Annotated in this window: 16 protein-coding genes; 6 read left to right on the top strand and 10 right to left on the bottom strand. The window is 70.6% G+C overall.

Going from position 1 to position 19,333, the window contains the following annotated elements; all coding sequences use genetic code 11:
- Positions 1-46 precede the first annotated feature (46 nt).
- Positions 47-1,465 carry a cytochrome ubiquinol oxidase subunit I gene (locus IEY96_RS17710; protein WP_229791659.1) on the top strand — a complete coding sequence of 473 codons (1,419 nt, stop codon included), beginning with the start codon at positions 47-49 and terminating at the stop codon, positions 1,463-1,465.
- Entirely contained in the window at positions 1,462-2,457 is a 996-nt protein-coding gene (locus IEY96_RS17705; protein ID WP_189195904.1) for a cytochrome d ubiquinol oxidase subunit II, read from the top strand. The genes IEY96_RS17710 and IEY96_RS17705 overlap by 4 nt, the downstream gene beginning before the upstream one ends.
- A gap of 299 nt (positions 2,458-2,756) precedes the next feature.
- On the opposite strand, the gene IEY96_RS17700 is transcribed toward IEY96_RS17705, so the two are convergent.
- Both IEY96_RS17700 and IEY96_RS17695 read right to left on the bottom strand, forming a co-directional pair.
- Complete coding sequence (locus IEY96_RS17700) at positions 2,757-3,215, bottom strand: peroxiredoxin family protein (protein ID WP_189195903.1); 459 nt, start codon at positions 3,213-3,215, stop codon at positions 2,757-2,759.
- 51 nt (positions 3,216-3,266) lie between these two features.
- A complete protein-coding gene (locus IEY96_RS17695) occupies positions 3,267-3,785 on the bottom strand; it encodes an RNA polymerase sigma factor (protein WP_189195902.1) in 519 nt (172 codons plus the stop codon).
- 340 nt (positions 3,786-4,125) lie between these two features.
- Here IEY96_RS17695 and IEY96_RS17690 point away from each other — a divergent pair, with 340 nt between their 5' ends.
- Complete coding sequence (locus IEY96_RS17690; protein ID WP_189195901.1) at positions 4,126-5,091, top strand: DUF4253 domain-containing protein; 966 nt, start codon at positions 4,126-4,128, stop codon at positions 5,089-5,091.
- A 58-nt stretch (positions 5,092-5,149) separates the two neighbouring features.
- Here IEY96_RS17690 and IEY96_RS17685 read toward each other — a convergent pair whose 3' ends face one another.
- Positions 5,150-6,100, bottom strand: a complete 951-nt coding sequence (locus IEY96_RS17685) for a GlxA family transcriptional regulator (protein ID WP_189195900.1) — start codon at positions 6,098-6,100, stop codon at positions 5,150-5,152.
- Positions 6,101-6,186: 86 nt separating this feature from the next.
- On the opposite strand from IEY96_RS17685, the gene IEY96_RS17680 reads away from it, so the two are divergent.
- Positions 6,187-7,419: an MFS transporter gene (locus IEY96_RS17680; RefSeq protein ID WP_189195899.1), complete on the top strand. Its 1,233-nt coding sequence runs from the start codon at positions 6,187-6,189 to the stop codon at positions 7,417-7,419.
- A 298-nt stretch (positions 7,420-7,717) separates the two neighbouring features.
- Here the strand turns inward: IEY96_RS17680 and IEY96_RS17675 are convergent, their stop codons facing one another.
- The 3 genes from IEY96_RS17675 to IEY96_RS17665 form a co-directional block, all read right to left on the bottom strand.
- The gene (locus tag IEY96_RS17675; protein WP_189195898.1) at positions 7,718-8,878 is read right to left on the bottom strand and encodes an alkaline phosphatase PhoX; all 1,161 of its coding nucleotides are present in this window, start codon (positions 8,876-8,878) and stop codon (positions 7,718-7,720) included.
- Between the two features lie 692 nt (positions 8,879-9,570).
- Positions 9,571-10,620 (bottom strand): zinc-binding dehydrogenase, encoded by a 1,050-nt coding sequence (locus IEY96_RS17670; RefSeq protein ID WP_189195897.1) that lies wholly within the window; start codon positions 10,618-10,620, stop codon positions 9,571-9,573.
- A gap of 96 nt (positions 10,621-10,716) precedes the next feature.
- Positions 10,717-13,923 (bottom strand): bifunctional cytochrome P450/NADPH--P450 reductase, encoded by a 3,207-nt coding sequence (locus IEY96_RS17665; protein WP_229791658.1) that lies wholly within the window; start codon positions 13,921-13,923, stop codon positions 10,717-10,719.
- Between the two features lie 97 nt (positions 13,924-14,020).
- Between IEY96_RS17665 and IEY96_RS17660 the strand changes: the two genes are divergently transcribed.
- Positions 14,021-14,662: a TetR/AcrR family transcriptional regulator gene (locus IEY96_RS17660; RefSeq protein WP_189195895.1), complete on the top strand. Its 642-nt coding sequence runs from the start codon at positions 14,021-14,023 to the stop codon at positions 14,660-14,662.
- A gap of 301 nt (positions 14,663-14,963) precedes the next feature.
- Positions 14,964-15,764 (top strand): low temperature requirement protein A, encoded by an 801-nt coding sequence (locus IEY96_RS17655; RefSeq protein ID WP_268247153.1) that lies wholly within the window; start codon positions 14,964-14,966, stop codon positions 15,762-15,764.
- A 107-nt stretch (positions 15,765-15,871) separates the two neighbouring features.
- Here the strand turns inward: IEY96_RS17655 and dmpG are convergent, their stop codons facing one another.
- Genes dmpG through IEY96_RS17635 form a run of 4 tightly spaced genes read right to left on the bottom strand, consistent with a single transcriptional unit; the run spans position 15,872 to position 19,282 of the window.
- On the bottom strand, positions 15,872-16,894 hold the full coding sequence (dmpG, locus tag IEY96_RS17650; protein ID WP_189195893.1) for a 4-hydroxy-2-oxovalerate aldolase: 1,023 nt from the start codon (positions 16,892-16,894) through the stop codon (positions 15,872-15,874).
- A complete protein-coding gene (locus IEY96_RS17645) occupies positions 16,891-17,829 on the bottom strand; it encodes an acetaldehyde dehydrogenase (acetylating) (RefSeq protein WP_189195892.1) in 939 nt (312 codons plus the stop codon). The genes dmpG and IEY96_RS17645 overlap by 4 nt, the downstream gene beginning before the upstream one ends.
- Positions 17,829-18,644: a 2-keto-4-pentenoate hydratase gene (locus IEY96_RS17640; protein ID WP_189195891.1), complete on the bottom strand. Its 816-nt coding sequence runs from the start codon at positions 18,642-18,644 to the stop codon at positions 17,829-17,831. The genes IEY96_RS17645 and IEY96_RS17640 overlap by 1 nt, the downstream gene beginning before the upstream one ends.
- Positions 18,641-19,282, bottom strand: coding sequence for a TetR/AcrR family transcriptional regulator (locus IEY96_RS17635; protein ID WP_189195890.1), 642 nt, complete (start codon positions 19,280-19,282; stop codon positions 18,641-18,643). Before IEY96_RS17635 ends, IEY96_RS17640 begins: the two co-directional genes overlap by 4 nt.
- Positions 19,283-19,333 lie beyond the last annotated feature (51 nt).

Genomic DNA, 19,333 nt, shown 5'->3' with positions numbered 1-19,333 from the left:
GTACGTTTCCGGCCGCCCTGACCGGGTAGCACCGACTGTGCCCGGATTGTCACTGGTAACGGTCGGCGCCAGTCTGGTGCCGGCCGATCCGGCGCAGCTGCTGCCGGCGCGGGAGCAGATGGCTTTCACCCTCGGCTTCCACATCATCCTGGTGCCGTTCGGGGTGGCCTTCACCTTCCTGATGCTGATCGCGAACGCCCGGGGCATTCGTCGGAACGACGAGACCGCACTGCTGCTGGCCCGGCGCTGGTCACAGGTGGCGGCCGTGCTGTTCGCCGTCGGCGCGGTGTCCGGCACGATGCTGTCGTTCGAGCTCGGCCTGCTCTGGCCACGACTGATGGGCACCTACGGCGCGGCGTTCGGCATCCCGTTCGCGATCGAGGGTCTGTTCTTCTTCCTGGAGGCGACCTTCGTCGCCATCTACGTCTACGGGTGGCGGCGGATGCGCCCATGGCCACACTTCTGGACCGGGGTGCCGGTGGTGCTCTCCGGAATCGGCGGCACGCTGTCGGTGGTCGCGGCGAACGCGTGGATGAACCAGCCGGGCGGATTCACCATGCGGGACGGCAAGATCGTGGAGGTCCGCCCGCTGGAGGTGATCTTCAACGGGGCATTCGGGTTCGAGGCCATCCACATGCTGCTGGCCGCGTACATGGTCGCCGGGTTCGTCGTCGCCGGCGTGTACGCGGCCGGGATGCTGCGCGGCCGCCGCGACCGGTACCACCGGCTCGGCCTGCTGATACCGCTGACCGTCGCGGCGCTGGCCACCCCGCTGCAGATCTTCGTCGGCGACATCGCCGCGCGCGAGGTCTACCGGAACGAACCGGCGAAGTTCGCCGCGATCGAGGCCGTCCCGACCACTGGCACCCACGTGCCGGAGGTGCTGGGCGGCTACTACGCGAACGGGAAGGTGCACGGCGGCATCAAGATTCCCTCGGGGGCGTCGCTGTTGTCCGGCTACTCGCCGTCCACCCGCATCCAGGGGCTGGACGCCATCCCCGCCGAGGTGCGACCGCCGGACCGCCTGGTCGCGATCGTCCACCTGAGCTTCGACGTCATGGTCGGCATCGGCACGGCGCTGCTGGGCCTCTCCGCCTGGTACGCGCTGGCCTGGTGGCGCCGCCGCGACCTGCCGCGCAGCAGGTGGTTCCTGCGGGCGACCACGATCAGTGGCGTGCTCGCGGTGGTGGCGCTGGAGGCGGGCTGGGTGGTCACCGAGGTCGGCCGTCAGCCGTGGACGGTCGTCGGTCACCTCCTCACCCGGGACGCGGTCGCCACGTCCGGCAACCTGTGGCTGTTCTTCGCCGCCACCGTCGCGCTGTATGCCGCGGTCGGTGCCACCACCGTGTACGTCCTGCGGCTGCTGCGCCGCCGCTGGCGCGACCAGGGCGGGGCGACCGAGACGGACGTGCCCTACGGGCCGCCCCGGTCCTCGGAGTCCGCACCTGCGGGAGGGCAGGCGTGAGTACGTTCGCCGCCGTCGTGTTGTTCATCGGCGTCACCACCTACGCCGTGCTCGGCGGCGCGGACTACGGTGCGGGCTTCTGGGACCTCACCGCCGGTGGTGCGCGGCGCGGGCGGGACCCGCGGCACCTGATCGACCACACCCTGGCACCGGTGTGGGAGGCCAACCACGTGTGGCTGATCTTCTGCCTGGTGATGCTCTGGACCGGCTTCCCTTCCGCGTTCGCCGCGATCATGACCACGCTCTACATCCCGCTGGGCCTCGCCGCGCTGGGCATCGTGGTCCGCGGCAGCGGGTTCGCCTTCCGGAAGGTGGTGGTGAAGACCGACCATCAGCGGGCGACCGGGGCGGCGTTCGCCACCTCATCGGTGATCACGCCGTTCTTCCTCGGCACGGTCGCCGGCGGAATCGCCTCCGGGCGGGTGCCCGCCGGCGGACACGGCAACCCCGTGACCAGTTGGATCAACCCGACGTCGCTGCTCGGCGGGGTGCTCGCGGTCGGGGTGTGCGCGTTCGTCGCCGCGGTGTTCCTCACCGCCGAGGCCCGTACCTACGCCGACGCCGGCCTGGAACGCTGGTTCCGCCGCCGGGCCCAGGCCACCACCGTGGCGACCGGCGCCGTGGCACTGGCGGGCATCGCCATCCTGCACGCCGACGCCGGGCGTCTGTTCTCCGGGCTGACGGGCCGCGGCCTACCCCTGGTGCTGGTCTCCGCGGCATGTGGACTGGCCAGCATCGCACTGCTGCACCGGGCAGCGCCCCGGTTGCTGCAGGCGCTCGCCGTCAGCGCGGCCGGCGCGGTGGTGGTCGGCTGGGGCGTCGCGCAGTACCCGTATCTGCTGGGCACCCACCTACGCATCGACGAAGCCGCCGCTCCCGACGCCACCCTGGCGTCGCTCACCCTCGTCGCCGCCGCGGCGCTCCTGCTCGTCGTGCCGGCCATGGCGCTACTGTTCGTCCTGCACCAGCGAGGTCATCTGGACACCACCTGACTGCTTCCGTTCACGCTAGCGCCCTTCCGGACCGCGGCCAGCCGGTCCAGCCCATCCGAGCGCCATCGGTCACCCCGTGACCCGGCGCCGCGGCCTGACTGGCCGACCCATCACGGCTAGTGATTAGCGTCGGCAGGCCCAGGCCGATAGCCGGGCACCAGTCAGGCGGGAAGCAGCGAACCCTGACCACTTCGGTCTTCTCTGGGGGTCACGCCAACTCGCTCGCCCACAGTGGCGCCCGACCGGCGGCAGATGTGCGCGCCAGTACCGTTCAGCGGCGGATGTCGTACGTGCCGCCGCTACCGCAGCGCGGTGAGTGTGCGCAGCACGGCCACGCGGTCGTAGCCGGCCGTCGGGATCGTTGCCGCTTTCGTGTACTGGACGAGTCCGGCCCGGTCGACCAGGACCGTGCCGGACTGCTGCACGGCTCCGAACACGGTGCGCAGTAGGCCGACGGCCTCGTGGGGGCTGCCGTGCGCCCCGGTCACGACCGGGAACGGCAGCCGCTGCGTGGCCGCCCACGCGCGGGCGGTCGGCAGCCCCTCCGGTACGACCACCAGGATCCGCGCGCCGAGGGCGGTGTACTCGTCGGCGTGCCGGGCCAGGTCGCGCACGTGCCGGACGCAGACCGGGCAGGTGGTGGCGCGCATGAAGTACAGCAGCACGTGCGAGCGGTCCAAGTGGTCGTGCAGCCGGACGGGAGCGCCTGTTGCGTCGACCAGGTCCAGGTCGGGCGCGGTGATGCCGGTTTCGAGCATGGTGAACTCCCGGAAGAGACAGGGGAAGAGGGCAGGAGAAGGCGCTCAGTGCTACAGCGCGGCCTTGATGTTCGCGCGGGCCCGGTGCAGCTGGGATTTCATCGCGGCAAGACTTAGCCCGAGGCTGTCCGCGACCGCGCGGCCCGGGTAGCCCTGCACGTCACGCAGGATGAGTACGCGGCGCTGGAGGTCGGGCAGCGCGGCGATCGCCTGGGCCACCCGCTCGGCCTCCAACTGCCGGATGACCTCGTCCTCGGGCGATTCCACCGCGCCGACGCCATCGAGGTCGTCCCACCCCTGCCGGCGTAGCCGGCGCAGGCACTCGTTGCGCACGATGCGAAACATCCACGACGACAGCGCGGTGATCGACCGCAGCGTGCCGACCTTGCGGAACAGGATGAGCAGTGCCTCCTGCGCCGCGTCCTCGGCGTCCTGCGGCGACGCACACAGGGTGTGGGCGAAGCGCAGGACGTGCGGATGGGTGTTCGCGACCAGCGCGGTCAACGACTCGACGTGGCCGTCCCGGGCGGCGGCGACCAGTTGCGCGCTGGCCCACTCGGCACCGCTCATGCCCCGCTCCCCCGTCCGGCTCGATGCGTACGTCACCCCCATAAGAGTGCGCCCACGGCGAAAAGGATTCGCGGGGTCCGGGTACGAGTTGGCCCTTGAAGCGCTCCTGGTGGCAAGCTTGCATGACCGAACGTGGGCGACGCGCCGGCTCGGGCGCAGCGGCGGCCAGCCGTCCCTGGGGGCCGCGCACGGCCATGCCGATGAGGGGCGGCTCGAGCTGGGGCCACGGGCTTTGGTGCTCTCGGGGATGCCGTCTTCGATGAGCCAGGTCTTGTATGTACGGCGGAGGTCGTCCGCCACGTCGGACAGCGTGTCGTGGCCGGTGCCTATGGTGTCGGCCATGACGTGGTACGAAGCGCTGCCGCCGGACATCCCCGAGGGCCGGTTGATGAAGCCATACAACGGCCCCACGCCGGTGTACTGGCTCTCCTCCCGTCCTGCCGCGGCGGGTGATTGGTCCCGGTGGCGGGCCCAGCATCAGCGGACGGGACTGTGGCCGCTGCTCGCGCTGCACGTCGAGGGCGACGACGAACCGTTCGGCGTCGACGCCGAATACGACCGCATCACCACGGTTGAGCAGCATGACAGCGGCGTGGTCCTCGGCGACTGGTGGCAGGGGATCACCGAAGAAGACCTCGACGAGGAAGCTGCCAACGACCTCGGCTACCTCGATCCGATCGGTGCATGTTGGCCCGGGCTCACACCTGACCCCGACCAGCAAGGTCCGGTGGAGAGCTTCGCCGACCAGTACGCTGACATGCTCACCACCGGCCAGGCCCGCCTCGCGCTGGTCCCCGCGACCGACGGCGCACATGCGCTGACAGCGATCGGCTGGACCGGACCGCTCAACCATGACAACGACACCGCCCGCTTTGCCGCCGTTGTCCGCGACTGGCAGCGTCGGTTCGGGGCCACGGTCGTCGGGTTGGGCTTCGACACCCTGCACCTGAGCATCGCCGCGCCACCGGTCACCGTCGACCTGGCCCTGCGGGTGACGGCCGAAATTTCGCGTTCTGTCCGGACAACATCTGGCAGAGCCACGCCGACACCTTCCCAAAGTACGCCGAGACATGGGCTTGAACTGCTGGAGCTTCTGGTGGGACTGACCCGGCAATCGAGGCAGCGTGCTCAGAACGGCCAGCAAAGCATCGACGTGACCAACCAGGCCCCGCAGCGATCGCCCCAACCTCGGCGGCGAGCGGCCACGATGGCGATCGGCCCGCCTCACCATGCCGCCGGCTGGCAGCGTTCGTCTGGTCGTACGCGTCGCCCTGACCATGTGCGAGAGTTGGATTCGGTCCGGTAACGCTCGCACCGCTGGTCGACGGCAGCTGCCAACGCATGCTGTCCCCGGTTGCTCTCAGCTAGGCCGCCGACGAGCGGAACGCGCGACGGTACGCGGCTGGCGTGGTGGCGAGGGCGTTGCGGAAGCGACGGCGCAGGTTCACCGCCGAGGACAGCCCGACGCGCGTCGCGATAGTTTCGACTGGCAGGTCGGTTTCCTCCAGCAGGGCGCGGGTCGAGGCGATACGGAGATCGAGCAGCCAGCGGCCCGGCGGGATACCGAGTTGCTCAAGGAAGTGCCGGTTGAGGGTACGCGGCGACATCCCCGACCTGGCCGCCATGTCGTGCAGGGTCAGCGGCCGGTCGAGGTTGGCGTTGACCCACTCAAGGAGCGGGGCCAGGGATTCCGGGACCGTACCGACCGACGCCGGTGCGGGACCCTGGCGCTGGCGGCCTTCTCGCGGTGGCGCAGCCGCAAGCTGCCGCCCGATCCGCATGGCGAGGGCCGCGCCGTACTCTCGTCGGACCTGGTTGAGGCACAGGTCCAAGGCGGTTGCCGAGGCGCCGGCCGTCGCCACGTCGCCGTGGTCGATGTAGAGCACGGAGCCGTCGGCGTTGACGCATGGGTAACGCCAGGCCAGATCCCCCGTGCACTCCCAGTGCACGGCGGCGCGACGCCCGTCGAGCAGGCCTAACGCCGCCGGCACATAGACGCCCCCGACGATCCCGACGATCCGGGCGCCGCGAGCGTGCGCGGCCAGCACGGCGGAGCCGAGCGCGGTTGAAAAGCCCGGCCCGGGGCACCAGCCTGCGATGAGGACCGTGTCGGCGTTGTCGAGAGCTTCCAGGCCGTTGGGAACGGCGATGTCCACGCCCATCGTGGTTGGCACCGAGCCGGGTCGCTCGGTGCACAGCCGGAACTCGTAGTGGTGCGGGATGTCGGGGCCGTGGTAGCCGAAGACGGCGGAGGCGCACGTCACGGGGTACATCTCTTGCGTCGGACCGACCAGCGCGACCACCCGATGGACCATGGCACGAATGTACCCAAGGATGTCGTGCTCGGCGCCTGCGTGGCCCCCTAGGCGGCACCAGAATTGCTGACCATGGAGTTCATCGCATGACCACGATCGCCGATAGCACAACGTCTGCGACCGCCCCTGCCGCTCTCTGGACCAGGGATTTCTCGCTGTACTTCGCCGCCCGTGTCGTATCGCTGCTGGGTGACGCGATGATGCCGGTCGCCGCGGCCCTCGCCGTCGGCGCTCTGTACGGCGTGTCCGGCGTCGGGTACGTTCTTGCCGTCTGGACGGCGCCCTTCGTGCTGTTCATCGTGTTCGGCGGGGTCTTCTCCGATCGGATCGGCGCCCGCGCCATGATGGTCGGCGCGGACGCTGTCCGTACCGTCACTCAGGGCGTGCTCGCCGTGGCCTTCTTCACCGGTGCCCCGCCACTGTGGCTGCTGCTGGTGGCCTCAGCGATATCAGGTGCCGCGGCAGCGATGTTCCAGCCCGGGGTCAACGGAATGGTGCCATTGGTCGCCAAGGACCCGCAGCGGGCCAACGGCACGCTCAAGATCGCCGACGCGGTGACTCAGCTCGGCGGGCCGGTCCTCGCGGGACTGCTGATGGCGGCCACGGGCGCGGGGACCGTGTACGCCGTCGACGCTGCCACTTTCCTGCTCAGCGGACTGTGCCTGGCGCTGATCCGACACGCGGCCCCCACCGAGGGCCGGCAGCCCTCGACCGTCCTGCGTGATCTGCGGCGCGGTTGGGTGGAGTTTCGCTCTCGCACCTGGATGTGGTCGGTGATCCTGATCTGGGTCTGCTTTGGGCTGTTCGTATTCGGCCCGTACATTCCCCTCGCCTCCCAGGTGATCGGCGAGCGGCTCGGCGAAGCTGCGTACGGCTGGACGATGGCGGGCCTCGGCACCGGTACCGTGATCGGCGGGCTCGTCGCCATCCAGATCCGCCCGTCCCGGCCCCTCGCCGGTGGTGCCGTGGCGCTCATCGGGTTCGCCGCCATCCCGCTGTCAGTCGCACTGGAGCCGCCACTGCCCGTCCTGATTGCCGGGCACGTCGTCGGCGGCTCGGCCTGGGCCTTCTGGTCGGTGATGTGGTCCACCAGCGTGCAGACCCTCGTGCCCCCGGCAGTGCTCAACCGCGTCACCGCCTACGAGGTCGCCGGCTCCGTCTCCGGGATCGCGGTGGGCCAAGCGCTGGTCGGGCCGACGTCCACCATCGTCGCACCGCGCGACCTGCTACTCGTGTCGACGGTCGTCACGGGTGCTGTAGTCGCGGCGCTACTGCTCATCCGGCCGATCCGGAATCTGCGCCGTGCAACAACAACCTGACATGGCGCAACCGGTGGTCCCGGACCGCTCCGTCGCCCCGGGTGAGTTGGCGGCAGGTGATGCCGGCGCTGAATCCGACGGCTGAGAATGCAGTTGATAGTTCGCCGGGCCTGTGGCCCGGTGACCGCCGGCCTTGGACGGCCCTCGTTCCGCCCGCCAGGCTTGTTCGTCGGGAGGGACGAACGGAGGCCGTCGCCCCGGCGCGTCTGGGTGGAGCGCGTCGGCGAAGGACGCCGGTGAAGACCGGGGCCGCCCGCCGCCGGGCGGCCCCGTGTCGGTCTGCGCGGCTGGCAGCCGGTCATCGGCGGAACGGCCCGGTGACGCAGTAGGTGATGCCACCGGAGGACGAGCCGGTCGTGCCGCGTTGCGATGAGAAGTACAGCCGGTCCCCGGCCGGAGTGAACGCCGGCCCCGTGATCTCCGAACCGCTCTGTCCGGTGATCCGCAGGAAGACGGAGATCTTGTCGTCCGGCGTGATCATGCAGATCTCCATGTTCCCGCCGTCCTCGGCGACGTACAGGTCACCGGCCGTGGACCCGGTGATGTTGTCGACCCCGGTCAGCGGGGCGGCGCCAGGGCTGACCAGGTTGTCGTCGTAGGCGAGCTCGTACGTGCCGGCGGCCAGGTTGACCTGCCACACACGGTTGTCGCCCTTGGTGGTGAACCAGACGGTGTCGTCCGCGTAGTGGCAGCCCTCGCCACCGTTGAACGTCTTCGCGCCGGACACCTGCTGCCGTGTCGGGGTGGGCGAGCCGTCCGGGTCGGGCACCGTGGCCCAGGTGAACGTGCCGGAGGTGGCCGAACCGGCGCGGAAGACCTGGAGGGTTCCGGCGGAAAGGTCGCCCCAGATGGTCGGCACGAAGCGGTAGAACTTGCCGTCGGTCTCGTCCTCGGTCAGGTAGATGACCCGGCGGACCGGGTCAGCCGCGGCCGCCTCGTGCTTGAACCGGCCCATCGTGGGACGTGCCACGGAGGTCCCGCCGAGCGGGTATGTCTCGAAGACCCGGCCCAGGGATACTTCCTCGCAGGAGAGCCAGGTGTTCCACGGCGTCTTGCCGCCGGCGCAGTTGTTGTTGGTGCCGGAGAGGATCCGCGACGCCCCGACCACGGCGCCGCTGGAGTTGAAGACGAGGCGTGAGGCACCGCCGCCCGCACTGGCTGCCACCTCGGAGTTCGACACGTAGATCCAGCCCGTGCCGTTCGGGAACACGGCGCCGCCGTCCGGGGCGTCGTGCCAGGTGTACGACGTCCCCGGCACCGTCTGACGGGATCGCGCGACGATCGAGCTGGTGAAGCCGGCCGGCAACTGGATGCCGTTGACGTCGGCGGGCTGAAGCCCACCATATGGCCCCGCTGCGTTCTGCGCCGGGGCTCCGTACGCCGCCGACCACGCCGTGAACGGCAGGGCGACCGCGCCCGCACCGACAACCGTGGCCCGCAACATTGCTCGACGATCCATGGAACCTCCTCGGTAGGTTCCCCAGATCCGACCGTGCATAGCTTACGCACTTCGATCGGTTGGATGAACGTCGATGGACACCTCGGTGTGCGACGTCGTATCGACGACCATCTCGTCCCGTGCATGGTGGCAGGTGTGACCCTGGCGCAGTCGAAACGGTTACCCGCGGGGGGCTCGAGGCCCTGGACCAGCGCATCGAACAGGCACGCGGCGAGCGCCCCGTTCAGCGCATCCACCGACGGATCCACGTTGACGTCAAGAAGCTCGGACGCCTACGCGACGGCGGAGGCTGGCGCATCCACGGCCACGACAGCATCGAACGCCGCCGTGCCCGCTACCGACCCCGGGTCGCTACCGAACCCGGGGCGGCTCAATCCCTCTGCGGGCCTCATTGCCGAAGCCAACTGTGGACGGGAATGCCCGCCCAACGAGCTGTGTGTCTGCCCGAAATGCGGATCGGGTTGTGGTTGTAGGCCCCGCGCTTCACAGCCGCAGGGCGGGATATGAACTCCACTGGCGCACCAGCCGCTTACGAACGCCGCGACCGAACCCCTTGTAGTGCATGTCCGGTGGCTTCGACCCGGACCAGCCCGGTCAATATGGCCGACCTGCCGGCAGGCCCACCTCGCCTGCCGGCACGCCAGCGCTGAACGCGGGGCGGGAGCCGAGATTCTCACGACCCGCAGTGGTTGTCAGGGCTTGAGAATCAGTCGAATCGGGCTGCCCTCCTTCTTCACGAGCCGTTCGACACCACGGGGCGCCTCGGACAGCGGGAGCACATCGCTGATCGACCCGGAGAGGTCGAGGCGGTGGTGGCCCACCAGGGAGACGAGCTGCTCGACGTGCTCCGGAAGACTGCCGTAGTGCCCACGGATCTGCTGCTTCAGGTAGCTGAACAGGGTGGTCTGGTGAACGGTCAGCGGTTGGGGTGCCAGTCCGACCAGGACCAGCCGGCCCTCGTTGGCGAGGACGGTCTGGGCCTGGGTCCAGACCGGCGGGGCACCGGCCAGGTCGAAGGCGACGTCGAGGCCGCGCCCGTCGGTGATCCGGCGTACCTGCTCGTCGAAGTCGGCGGCCCGGGGGTCGAGGGCGTAATCGGCGCCCAGGGCGAGGGCCCGCGCCCGGGCATCCGGGATCGGATCCACCGCAACGATCGGAGCGGCCCCGACGAGACGCAGCAACTGCACGGCATGGGCGCCCAGACCGCCCAGTCCCCACACGCCAACGGCCTGGGTGGGACGCACGTCGGCGGTGGCGACGATGGCGCCCCAGGGGGTGGAGACCGCGTCGGGAATGATCGCGGCCTGCTCCAGCGGGAGATCGTCGGGTACGCCGACGAGGGTGAAGTGCTCGGCGATCGCGTACTCGGCCCAGCCGCCGTCGTAGTCGACTCCGCGGGTCAGCGGGTGCCGGCACTGGCCCACCCGCCCCAGCAGGCAGGGCGGGCAGGCGCCGCAGGGCTGGCCGGCCTGCAGCAGCACGCGCCGCCCGACCTGCCATTCGGCGGGTACCTGCGAGCCGACGGCATCGATGACGCCGGCCACCTCGTGCCCCAGGGTCACCTTGTCGACGCCGGTCTCCAGCCGCAGGCTCCCGTCGATGAGGTGGACGTCGGAGAGGCAGATGCCGGCCGCGGCGACCTTGATCCTCACCTGGCCCGGTCCCGGGTGCGGGACGGGTACCTCCTCCATCGCGAACTCGCCCGTCTTGTAGTCGAGCCGGCCGGCAAGCATGGTGGACATGACATTCTCCTTGTCTCGCGGTGCACACGGTCGCCCCCACCGCGCGGGGCGTAGTGTCCGGATGCGGCGCTGTCGTGCCGCATCCGGCATCGGTGATCAGGCGAAGACGTCCTGCTGGTAGCGCCCGTCGGTGTCGAGCTGGTCGAGCCACTTCTCGGCGTCGTCGGCACTGCCGCCCGTGTGGCTGCGGTAGATGCCGACCAGCGCCTGGCGTACCGACGGGGCCATCCGCCGGCCGTCGCCGCAGACGTAGATGTGGGCGCCGTTTTCGATCGCGTCCCAGATGGCGTCGCCGTCGGCGGTGATGGCGTCCTGGACGTACTTGTGCGGGTGGCCGGGCACGGTGGAGAACGCCAGGTGCACCTCGGCGACGCCGGCCTGCTCCCAGGCCCGCATTTCGTCGCGGTAGAACCAGTCGTGCTCCGGGTGCCGGCAGCCGTAGAACACCTTCGACAGACCGACCTCGACACCGCTGGCCTGCTGGGCGGCGCGCTCCTCGAGGAAACCGCGCAGCGGGGCGAAGCCGGTGCCGGGACCGACGAGGATCATCGGCGTGGCCGGGTCGGCCGGCGGGTGGAACGGCGGGAACGGGACGCGGACGTACCCGAAGAACACGTCGCCGGGCCGCAGCCGGGCCAGGTACTGGGAGGCCAGGCCCCGGTACTCCCCGTCGCCGGACAGTGCCGGACCCTCCAGCAGGCCGACGGTCAGTCGCGGCCGGTTCGGCTCGACCATCGTCGCCGAGGAGATGGAGTAGAACCGGGGCCGGATCGGCCCGGCCAGCTCCAGGAAGGCGGCCAGCGGCAACTCGACGGCGGAGAACCGCTCCAGCAGGGTGAGGACCGAGACCCGCTTGGCGAGGATCTCATCCTGGTAGCGCTGGCTCGCCTCGTCGGTGTCGTCGAGGTACCCCTGCAGCTGGCCGGTGGTCCACGGGCACTGGGTGTGCTCGGCCAGCGCCCGCAGGTGCGTGCGGCTGGCCACCTCCTGCAGCTCGACGAACTCCGTCAGCAGCAGCTCCGCGGTCACGGGCACATCGATCGGCAGGTGGGTGCCGGTGCTGGCGTCCTCGCGACGCAGCCGGACCACCTGGTCGCGGGGTACCCGCAGCAACCGCAGCGCCCGCGCCACCAGTTCCGGGTCGTTCTTTCCGAAGACGGCCAGGTGGTTGCCGGTCTCGTAGCCGACTCCGTCGGGCAGCTCGACGGTGATCGACAACGCCTGCGGCCGGGGCGCCTCCACGCTGAAGTCCCACAGCCCGGTCGGGTCGCCGACCAGCTCCTCGCTGGCCACGACGGTGATCGGGTACGCCTTCTCGGAGACCACTGCCGGTCGCACGTGCGCCTCGGTGAGGACCTCCAGCGACAGCCGTGGCCCGGTGGAGGCGCTGGTGTCCGCGCCGTACTCCTCGGCCAGCGCCGTCCACAGTGCGTTCATCCACGTGGTCGCCATGCCGTCAAAGTCGCCGTTCGCGTCGACCTCACCGCGCGGCACGATCGGGGTGGCACCGGCCGCCAGCAGCGCCGCCTCCACCCGCTTGGGGAATGCCTGGTAGGTGATCCAGTGCGTGTTGCCGTTGCCGAGCACCGCGAACCGCACGTTCGACATCGATCCCGCGGTCAGTCCGCCCGCGGCGGCGAGGGCGTCGAAGCGCTGCGCGTTGTCGGGGGCCTTGCCGTTGTAGCTCGGCGTGACCACGACCAGGATCCCGTCGCTCGGCGGGTTGTCGGCCAGTTCGTCCAGGGGAAGCACGGTGGTGTCGAAGCCGGACTGCTCGGCCCGGCCGGCCAGCTGCCGCGCGAGATCCTCCGACGCGCCCAGGTTCGAGCCGTACGCGACGCGCAGCGTGACTCCGACGGCGTTCACCGCGACCGCCGCCGCCTGCGGCTCCTGCGCCACCCGCGCCTCGGTGTCGAACCGCTCGTACGGCCGGCGGGGCCGTACCCGCACCAGGAAGTTGTCCGGCTTGCGGGTGAGCGTCTCCTTGACCTTGATCTGGTAGTCGTTCGGGTCGGCGATCGCGAAGTTCTGCAGGACCAGGGCCAGGGCGAGCCGGGCCTCGGTGAGGGCGAACTGCCGGCCGATGCAGGCCCGCTCGCCGTTGCCGAACGGCTTGTAGGCGTGCGGGTGATGCTGGGCGATGTTCTCCGGCAGCCACCGGTCGATGTCGAACTCCGTCGGCCGGTCCCACGCCTTGGGGTGCTTGTGCAGCGCCGGGATCACGACCATGACCTGCTGGTCCTTCGGCAGTGCGTACCGGCCACCGAGCACGGTGTCCTCGTACGGCGCCAGGGCGATCGCCGGGATGGGGCCCCACAGGCGCAGGGTTTCGTCCAAAACCCGCGGGATCACGTTCAGCTTCATGATCGCCTCGTAGGTGGGCACCGTGTCACCGGGCAGCAGCCGGTCGACCTCCGCGTATGCCTGGGCCAGCACGTGCGGGTTACGCAGCAGCTGGTACAGGGCGTACGAGAGCAGACCGCTGGTGGTCTCGTGCCCGGCGATGAGGAACGTCACCACGTTGTTGCGGATGTTCTCGTCGGACAGCGGCTCTCCGGTCTCCGGGTCGACCGCGTTGAGCATGAGGCTGAGCAGGTCGCGGCGGTCATCGCCCCCACCCGCGCGGCGCTCGCGGATGACGTCCTCGACGAGCGAGTGCATGACGCGGACGTTCTCCTCGAACGTCCGGTTCTGCCGGCGCCGCATCGCGGTGACGAAGGGCGGCTGCTTCAGCCGCCCCATGGCCTCGTGCAGAGAGTCCGCCAGGGCCTGCAGGAACGGGTGCACCTCCTCGCTGCCGAAGGAGTCGAACCGGTAGTCGAAGCCGGTGATCCCGATCGTGTCGAGGGTCAGCCGGGTCATGTCGGCGACGACGTCGAGGTCCTTGCCCTCGTCGCGCCGCCACTTGCCGACCAGCGCCTCGGCGACCTCGAGCATCTCGGGGAAGTACGCCTTCATCGACCGTTGGCTGAACGCGGGCATGAGGATCCGGTGCGCCTTGCCCCAGTTCGGCTCGTCCCCCCTCGCGGTGAACAGGCCGTCCCCGGCGATCGCCCGCACGTCGCTGTGCGGCTTCTCGATCGGCTTGTAGAAGCGCGACTCGTCGCACAGCTCCGCCACCAGGTCCGGGTCCGATACCAGGACGAGCTCGCGGCCGGGCAGCGCGAGCCGGTAGATGCCCTCGGGGAACTGGCCGGCCGTCTCCTCGAAGAACGCCGCCGGTCCGTCGGACGGGATCTGCAGCGAGTTCCCGACGATCGGAATGCCGCGCGGGGCGGGGATGGTCGTGAGGTTGCTCGACACGTCGACTCCTTCCTGAGGTTGCCGGCGGTGACCGGCCGATGGGTCCGGGTGCCGGACGCCAGCCATACACTGTATGGCGACTGCTACCATACGGTGTATGGCTACGACCGGACAGGCCGCAAGCGGCCGAGGAGACGCACGTCTCACCGAGAACGGCATCTACACCGCGGCGCTCCGGCTGATCGACGCCGACGGGATCGGTGCGCTGAGCATGCGGAAGCTGGCCGCGGCGCTGGGGGTGAACCCCATGTCGCTCTACCACCACGTGCCGAACAAGGCCGCGCTGCTACGCGGCGTCAAGAACCTCGTCGCCGCGCAGTTCCAGCCGCGGGTCGACGGCGGGGCCTGGCAGGAACAGCTGTACCGGTTCGCAAAGGACTTCCGGGCGCTGGCGCATCGGCACCCCAAACTCATCGTGCACAGCCTGGCCAGCCCGGACTTCATCGAGCCGGAAGACCCGTTCTGGACCGGCCTGACCGGCATCCTCAACAGCGCTGGCGTGCCGGCCACGGACGTCGCTCCCGTCGGAGCGGTCCTCGCCAGCCTCTTCTCCGGCTTCCTCCTCGCCGAGGTCAACGGAACCCTCGGTCGCCTCGCCGCCATGCGACCCGCACCGGGCCGGGCGGGATCGACCGCTGCATCTCGCGCAGACGCGGAGGCCAATGACAGTTTCGAGTTGGCGGTCCAGACCCTCATCGCGGGCCTCGAGGCTCACCTCCCGCCCGCAACCGCCCGCTGACCTCCACCTGTGCCCCCGTGACTTCATCGGTGGTGTCGCGACGCCCCGACGGAGATCAAGGAAAGGATCAGGACGCCGACGACGGTGACGGCAACCGCTGACCAGGCGGTGGCCGCGTGCCGCAGGGGTGAACGGGGCAACGGCAGCTGTACAGCTCCTCGATCGCCGAGACAGGGGCAGGCCGGTGTCCGTTGCACGGGAGGCCGCCGGAGGGGGCCGGGGAAGCACGGAGCCGGCCTGGTCGGGGCAGGCTACGGCTGGGCCGTTACTGGCGAGTTACTCACGCGGAGGGGCATCGGCGATGGCAGGTTCATCGCCTGCCGCGACGGATACTCCGCCTCGTGGCCGGAAATCTGGGATCGCCGAGGCAGGCGAACGCACTACCGGGCCTCCTGTCGCTCGCCGGCAGCAGCATTCCGTGGATCGCTGGAGGGTTGGTGCACGACCGGCTGCTTCGGGGTGGGCTGTGGGCACTCGCGCTGGCCATCGAGTTCCCCGGGTTCGTGGTGGGCTTCAGCACTGGGCCGGCAAACGGGTCGCGGGCGCGCACCTCGGCGAGCGGTTGCAGCAGATCTTTCTGATCAGCCTGGGTGAGGCCGTCTTCGTGTCCGGCCGGGCGTTCTCCGACAGCGACCTCACCTTCTTCCACGGGGTGGGGTTCGCGCTGGCCTTTGTCGGCATCGTGCAGCTGTGGCGCATCTACTTCTACCGCGCCGGCCTGATCCTGCCGCTGGCCATCGCCGCCGCCCGGGATCCGACCCGGCAGTCCGTGGCGGCCGCCCTGAGTCATCTGGTCATGGTCTCCGGCGTCGTCCTCGCCGGCGTCGGCTTCGAGCTGTACATCGACGGTCCCACCGGGCGACCGGAACCGAACTGGCTCGTGGCGATCCTCGGCGGGCCGGCACTCTTCCTGCTCGGGCGGGCTCCCTTCGAGCTGCAGGTCTTCGGCCGGATCTCCCTGTCACGGCTGATCGGGCTCCTCGCCCTCGGCCTGCTGGTCCCGGCCGCGTGGCAGGCTCCCCCGCTGGCGGGTGCCGGCGTCACGACTGTGCTGGTCGGGATCTCCGCCGCGGACGCGGCGCGCCCGCGGGCGGGAGGCTGAGCCACCCGCCCCGCTGCGGTGAGATCCCCGCGCAGCATGAGCCATCCGCGCCGTCGGGGAGGCGTTAGCGCTCGTACCTGTTGGTTGACCTTCGCCTCATCGGACGATCAGCTCCGGCTCAGGTCGAGGGCGATGTCCAGGATCATGTCTTCCTGCCCGCCGACGAGTCTGCGCCGGCCGACTTCCAGCAGGATGTCCCGGGCGTCGAGGCCGTAGAGTCGTGCGGCGGTTTCGGCGTGGCGCAGGAAGCTGGAGTAGACGCCGGCGTAGCCGAGGGTGAGGGTCTCCCGGTCGACGCGGACGGGCCGGTCCTGCAGCGGGCGGACGAGGTCGTCGGCGGCGTCCTGGAGGGCGAACAGGTCGCAGCCGTGTTGCCAGCCGTGCAGGGTGGCCACGGCGACGAACGGTTCGATCGGACAGTTGCCGGCCCCGGCGCCGTGGCCGGCAAGTGACGCGTCGACGCGGGTGGCGCCCTCCTCCACGGCGACGACGCTGTTGGCCACGGAGAGGGACAGGTTCTCGTGGGCGTGGATGCCGATCTCCGTGCCCGAGTCGAGGACGTCCCGGTAGGCCCGCACCCGGTCGCGGACGCCGTCCATGGTGAGCCGCCCGCCGGAGTCGGTGACGTAGACGCAGTGGGCGCCGTGGGACTCCATGAGCTTGGCCTGGGCGGCGAGCTCCCCGGGCTCGGCGAGGTGGCTCATCATGAGGAATCCCGACACGTCCATGCCGAGCTCGCGGGCCGTGGCGATGTGCTGGGCGGCGATGTCCGCCTCGGTGCAGTGGGTGGCCACCCGGACCGACCGTACGCCGAGGGCGTGGGCCTGTCTGAGGTCGTGGATGGTGCCGATGCCGGGCAGGAGCAGGGTGGTGAGGCGGGCGCGGGTGACGGCGGCCGCGGCGGCTTCGATCCACTGCCGGTCCGTGTGGCTGCCGGGGCCGTAGGTGAGGCTGCCGCCCGCGAGTCCGTCGCCGTGGGCGACCTCGATGCCGTCGACGCCGGCGGCGTCGAGGGCGGTGACGATCCGGGTGACGTCGGCCGGGGTGATCCGGTGCCGGGTGGCGTGCATGCCGTCGCGCAGGGTGACGTCCTGGATGAACAGCCGGCGGGCGGGTGTGGTCGCGGTCATCGGAGGGCTCCCTGGGCAGCGGTGAGGCGTTCGGCGACCCGGAGTGCCGCGGAGGTCATGATGTCGAGGTTGCCGGCGTACGCCGGCAGGTAGTGGGCGGCACCCTCCACCTCGAGCAGGACGCTCACCCTGGTGGTGACCGCTGTCGTGTCGTCCGGCAGCAGGGTGTGGACCGGCTCGTCCGGGGCCAGCGGGGTGAACTGCACGGGCTGCTTGAGCCGGTAGCCGGGGACGTACGCGGCGACCTCCGTGATCATCTGCTCGATGCTGGCGCGGACGGCGTCATGGTCGGCGGGGCCGATGAGGCACTGCACGGTGTCCCGCATGATCATCGGCGGCTCGGCGGGGTTGAGGATGATGATGGCCTTGCCGCGCCGGGCGCCGCCGACCTGTTCGATGGCGGCGGCCGTGGTCTCGGTGAACTCGTCGATGTTGGCGCGGGTGCCGGGGCCGGCCGACCGGGAGGCGATGGAGGCGACGATCTCGGCGTACGGCACGGGCGTCACGCGGGACACGGCCGCGACGACGGGAATGGTGGCCTGGCCCCCGCAGGTGACCATGTTGACGTTGCCGGCGTCCAGGTGCGCGTCGAGGTTGACGGCGGGCACCACGTACGGGCCGATCGCGGCCGGGGTGAGGTCGACGAGCCGCTTGCCGTACGGGGCGAGGGCGGCGGCGTTGGCGCGGTGCGCCCTGGCCGAGGTGGCGTCGAAGACCACGGCGATCTCGGTGAAGTCGGGCATCGCGATGAGGCCGGCGACGCCGTCGGCGGTGGTGGGCACGCCGAGACGGCGGGCCCGGGCGAGGCCGTCGGAGGCGGGGTCGATGCCGACCATCGCGGCCATTTCCAGGTTCTGCGACAGGCGCAGGACTTTGATCATCAGGTCCGTGCCGATGTTGCCGGATCCGATGACGGCGACCTTCGTACGCGACATCAACTGCCGCCTTTCGTTTCGGGGGTGGTGAAGGTGGCCTGGACGCTGCCGAGGCCGGTGAGGTCGGCGCGGACGTACATGGCCCGGTCGACCGCGACCATCGGCCCCAGTGCGCCGGAGAGCACGACGTCGCCGGCGCGGAGCGGGTCGCCGTGGGCCAGGGCGGTCCGCGCCAGCCAGGCGAGGGCCTCCAGCGGGTCGCCGAGGCACGCCGCGCCCGAGCCGGTCGAGGCGGGCACACCGTCGACGTACATCGTCATCCGCACCGCCGCCGGCTCGACGGCGTCGAGGGGGACGTGGTCGGCGCCGAGGACGAACAGCCCGCTGGAGCCGTTGTCGGCGACGGTGTCGGCGAAGCTGATGTCCCAGCCGGCGATGCGGCTGTCCACGATCTCCAACGCGGCCACCGCGTAGGCGACCCGCCGGCGCACGGCGACGGCGGTGACGCCCGGGTCGGTGACGTCCTCGGCGAGGACGAAGGCGATCTCGGCCTCGGCGCGGGGTTGCAGCAGCCGGTCGAGGCTGATGTTTCCGGACTCTGCGCAGGCCATGTCGTCGAAGAGCATGCCGAAGTCGGGCCGGTCGACGCCGAGTTGGCGTTGCACGGCCGGAGCGGTGAGGCCGACCTTGCGCCCGACCGGCCGCCTGCCGTCCCGGACCCCGGCCTGGGTCAACCGGCGCTGAACGGCGTAGGCCAGGGTCTCGTCGTCGGGGCCGATGAGGTCGCGGACCGGTGGACACGGCGTGCGGGTCCGCGCGGCGGTGCGCAACCGACGGCAGGCGGCGGCGACGGGATCGGTGGTGCCGGTGGTCATCGGGTCTCCCGGGCCGGAGGGCCGCTCAGGCTGGTGAGGTTGTCGTAGAGAGCGCGCGCGTGCATCTCGAACAGCCGCACGAGGTCGACCTTCTCGCCGCCGAGTTCCTTGGCGATGAACAGCCCGTCGGTGGCGGCGATGGCGTACGTGGTGATCATTTCGATCGTGTCCCGGTCGGCCTCCGGGGCGACCGTGGCGAGCACGGCGGTGAGCCGCGCGCGGGCGGTTTCCCGGACCTGCAGGAACATGCGGCGGGCGCTGGGCTCCTCCGGGCGACGCTCGAGGGTGAGCATGAGCCCGAGACGGAGGAAGTCGGGCGAGTCCAGCAGGGTCTTGGCGACCTTCACCGCCATCGCCGCGAGGCGTTCCGGCATCGGCTCGCTGTCGTCGCCGGGGAGGGCGAGCACGTCGACCCAGATGTCGAAGCTGCGCTCGATGACGGCGGCGATGAGGTCGTCCTTGTTCTTGAAGTGCCAGTAGATCGAACTGGCGGGCAGGCCGCACTTCTCGCTGACCAGCGCGATGCTGGTGCCCTCGTAGCCGCGCTCACCGGCGATCTCTGCGGCGGCGTCGAGGATGCGCCGGCGCGACTCCTCGCCGTTGGCCCGACGCTTGCGTCCGCCGCGAGATTCCGTCATCACTCGCTCCCTGTGTTTCCGGCTGATGTCTTGACGTCCCCAACAGCGCCG

Origin of the sequence: Micromonospora fulviviridis, from assembly GCF_014648395.1 — a bacterium.
GTDB lineage: Bacteria > Actinomycetota > Actinomycetes > Mycobacteriales > Micromonosporaceae > Micromonospora > Micromonospora fulviviridis.
Note: the sequence above shows the minus strand (reverse complement) of the source record. Positions and strands in the feature narration are given on the sequence as shown.

What these genes read in the sequence shown, in the direction of transcription:
- IEY96_RS17700 (WP_189195903.1), bottom strand. Translation starts at nt 3,215, where the DNA reads ATGCTCGAAACCGGCATCACCGCGCCCGACCTGGACCTGGTCGACGCA.
- IEY96_RS17695 (WP_189195902.1), bottom strand. Translation starts at nt 3,785, where the DNA reads ATGAGCGGTGCCGAGTGGGCCAGCGCGCAACTGGTCGCCGCCGCCCGG.
- IEY96_RS17690 (WP_189195901.1), top strand. Translation starts at nt 4,126, where the DNA reads ATGACGTGGTACGAAGCGCTGCCGCCGGACATCCCCGAGGGCCGGTTG.
- IEY96_RS17685 (WP_189195900.1), bottom strand. Translation starts at nt 6,100, where the DNA reads ATGGTCCATCGGGTGGTCGCGCTGGTCGGTCCGACGCAAGAGATGTAC.
- IEY96_RS17680 (WP_189195899.1), top strand. Translation starts at nt 6,187, where the DNA reads ATGACCACGATCGCCGATAGCACAACGTCTGCGACCGCCCCTGCCGCT.
- IEY96_RS17675 (WP_189195898.1), bottom strand. Translation starts at nt 8,878, where the DNA reads ATGGATCGTCGAGCAATGTTGCGGGCCACGGTTGTCGGTGCGGGCGCG.
- IEY96_RS17670 (WP_189195897.1), bottom strand. Translation starts at nt 10,620, where the DNA reads ATGTCCACCATGCTTGCCGGCCGGCTCGACTACAAGACGGGCGAGTTC.
- IEY96_RS17660 (WP_189195895.1), top strand. Translation starts at nt 14,021, where the DNA reads ATGGCTACGACCGGACAGGCCGCAAGCGGCCGAGGAGACGCACGTCTC.
- IEY96_RS17655 (WP_268247153.1), top strand. Translation starts at nt 14,964, where the DNA reads ATGGCAGGTTCATCGCCTGCCGCGACGGATACTCCGCCTCGTGGCCGG.
- dmpG (WP_189195893.1), bottom strand. Translation starts at nt 16,894, where the DNA reads ATGACCGCGACCACACCCGCCCGCCGGCTGTTCATCCAGGACGTCACC.
- IEY96_RS17645 (WP_189195892.1), bottom strand. Translation starts at nt 17,829, where the DNA reads ATGTCGCGTACGAAGGTCGCCGTCATCGGATCCGGCAACATCGGCACG.
- IEY96_RS17640 (WP_189195891.1), bottom strand. Translation starts at nt 18,644, where the DNA reads ATGACCACCGGCACCACCGATCCCGTCGCCGCCGCCTGCCGTCGGTTG.
- IEY96_RS17635 (WP_189195890.1), bottom strand. Translation starts at nt 19,282, where the DNA reads ATGACGGAATCTCGCGGCGGACGCAAGCGTCGGGCCAACGGCGAGGAG.